Below are 2091 nucleotides of genomic sequence, written 5' to 3'. Positions count from 1 at the left end.
CATAAGCGGCCTTCAATTTGACCGCTAAGCTACGAATTCAAATCCGTTTCATTCTAAAGGACTGCTTAAAAGACTGTATTTCAATAATTTCAAAGACCGATTAGCTAACTTTTATTGGACAGTAGTGAATACACTTATTGTTTTCACTTCCGACAACGGAGCCACATTCAACGGTGGAAGTGATTCGCCCTGGTTCAACAGTGGCGGTCTTTTCAAGTCGGAATATGGATGGGGCAAATGTTTCCTGCATGAGGGTGGAATCCGGGTTCCGGCAATCATGACATGGCCGGGACATATCAAACCAGGTACGGAAAGTGATCATATTTGTGCTTTCCAGGATGTAATGCCTACCTTGGCTGAGATAGCAGGGATTTCTTGTCCACCGACAGACGGTATCAGTTTCCTCCCTACATTACTCGGTAAAAAAGAAGAGCAAAAGCAACACGAATACTTATATTGGGAATATCCCGATCCCAGAATCGGAAACAAAGCAATCCGCATGGGAAAATGGAAGGGAATCATTACGAATACACGGAAAGGCAATACACAGATGCAACTCTATAATCTAGAGAATGACATCAGGGAAGAACATGATGTAGCTGCACAGCATCCCGATATCGTGAAGCATCTCGAACAATTAATGAAAGAGGCTACCAAGTAAATCGGTTTTGACTCTTTTTATTACAGATATTATTTGCTACATAAAAGGAGATGATGGTTAGTACCGTGTAACATTTAAAGCATTTTTAATATCATTGGCTTTAACATAAAAAGAGCATTTGTTACCACTCGCATCTAACATAGAGCCTTTATGAGTACCCACCGTGTATCGTGTATCTGTTGAGCTTACATACGAATAAACAATGCCACCACTATCTCCACCTGCTGAATTATATCTCGTTCCTGTCATTGGATAAAATTCTATAGCTTTATCTTTAATTCTTGCAGTTGTCGTATAAATTTCCCCCCAAGTACGCTGAGTCGTCTGACCTATTTTATTAACAGTAAAGCCGACACCATATTCTTTAATGTCAGGACTTATTTCACCACTAGCTGTACTTCCTGGGTATTTATATAATTGGTTAGAACCCTCATAATCTGAATTTGTTATCTCAATAAAAGAAGCATCCACAGTCCCTTTATACATCCACGCTGTAATTTTACCTATCGTTTGACCATTAACTGTAAATGTTTTACCAAGAGCATTCGAATGTCCACATGTTACCAATCCTATCTTGCCATCTTTTTTAGCTCTATAACCTATTGATATATTTCCAAAAGGTGCCCCTGCTAAAAAAGGATAATTTGCGGCTCTTGTTTCAATTGCACAAGAAGGTTTATACTCAATTTCTTCGCTATTAGAATTACCAAATGGAATTACAGGTAATTCATATTTAACAGATGCTTCAACAAAAATTATCGTTTCCGAATTTGAAACATTTTCTCTAAATGCCTGTTTCGCATTTTCAGAAAAGTCTGTTAGTTCTACTATTATCCTATTCTGCTTATCATCTATATAAAATACCAAAAAGTTATTATAAATTTCTCGATTGTCCGAAAGTTTGTACTCTGTAAGTACATCAAGAACATTAAGCAACTCATTATATGAGTATTTACATGGTTTTGTAACAGCACCTTTTGGTACGAAATTCAAATTTTTCGTTTCCTGTCCTTCAACAATTAAAACAACAAACTCTCCATTGCTATCAAGATAACTTCCTCCATAGTTATCCGGGTATGATGCATTCAAACTTCTTGTTTTCACAAGTGAAGACTGCAAGTCTTCATAAAGTTGATATGCATCTTCTTCAATCATCGCATCTTTTGTAACGTTGCGAGCATCCACATCTAATTTGGACATTTTTTCTTCATTTGAGCAAGAAAATAAAATTCCTCCACACAAAAATGGCAAAAAGAACTTTTTCATAAGGATTTTATTTTAGTTAATAATGAACCTAATTATTGTAACTATTCAGCGAGAACAAAGGATACGAAGAATTAGCCCGTCAGTTTAGACGAGCGCCAATATAGCTTTAAGAGGGGATTGTCCGTTTTTCCAGGCCGTGTCAGCGATAGAATGTAAAGCGTGGA

Annotated in this window: 1 protein-coding gene and 1 pseudogene; one reads left to right on the top strand and one right to left on the bottom strand. The window is 37.0% G+C overall.

What is annotated here, in order from left to right; translation table 11 throughout:
* Positions 1-127: 127 nt before the first annotated feature.
* Positions 128-661: pseudogene (locus tag HU824_RS19330) on the top strand (sulfatase/phosphatase domain-containing protein); the annotation flags it as partial.
* Positions 662-718: 57 nt separating this feature from the next.
* On the opposite strand, the gene HU824_RS19325 reads toward HU824_RS19330, so the two are convergent.
* On the bottom strand, positions 719-1927 hold the full coding sequence (locus tag HU824_RS19325; protein WP_176469735.1) for a hypothetical protein: 1209 nt from the start codon (positions 1925-1927) through the stop codon (positions 719-721).
* Positions 1928-2091 lie beyond the last annotated feature (164 nt).

It is taken from the genome of Bacteroides sp. L10-4 (genome assembly GCF_013373675.1).
In the GTDB taxonomy this organism is placed as follows: Bacteria; Bacteroidota; Bacteroidia; order Bacteroidales; family Bacteroidaceae; genus Bacteroides; species Bacteroides muris.
The sequence above is the reverse complement of the archived record's forward strand: the minus strand, read 5'-3'. Positions and strand labels throughout refer to the sequence as shown.

What these genes read in the sequence shown, in the direction of transcription:
- HU824_RS19325 (WP_176469735.1), bottom strand. Translation starts at nt 1,927, where the DNA reads ATGAAAAAGTTCTTTTTGCCATTTTTGTGTGGAGGAATTTTATTTTCT.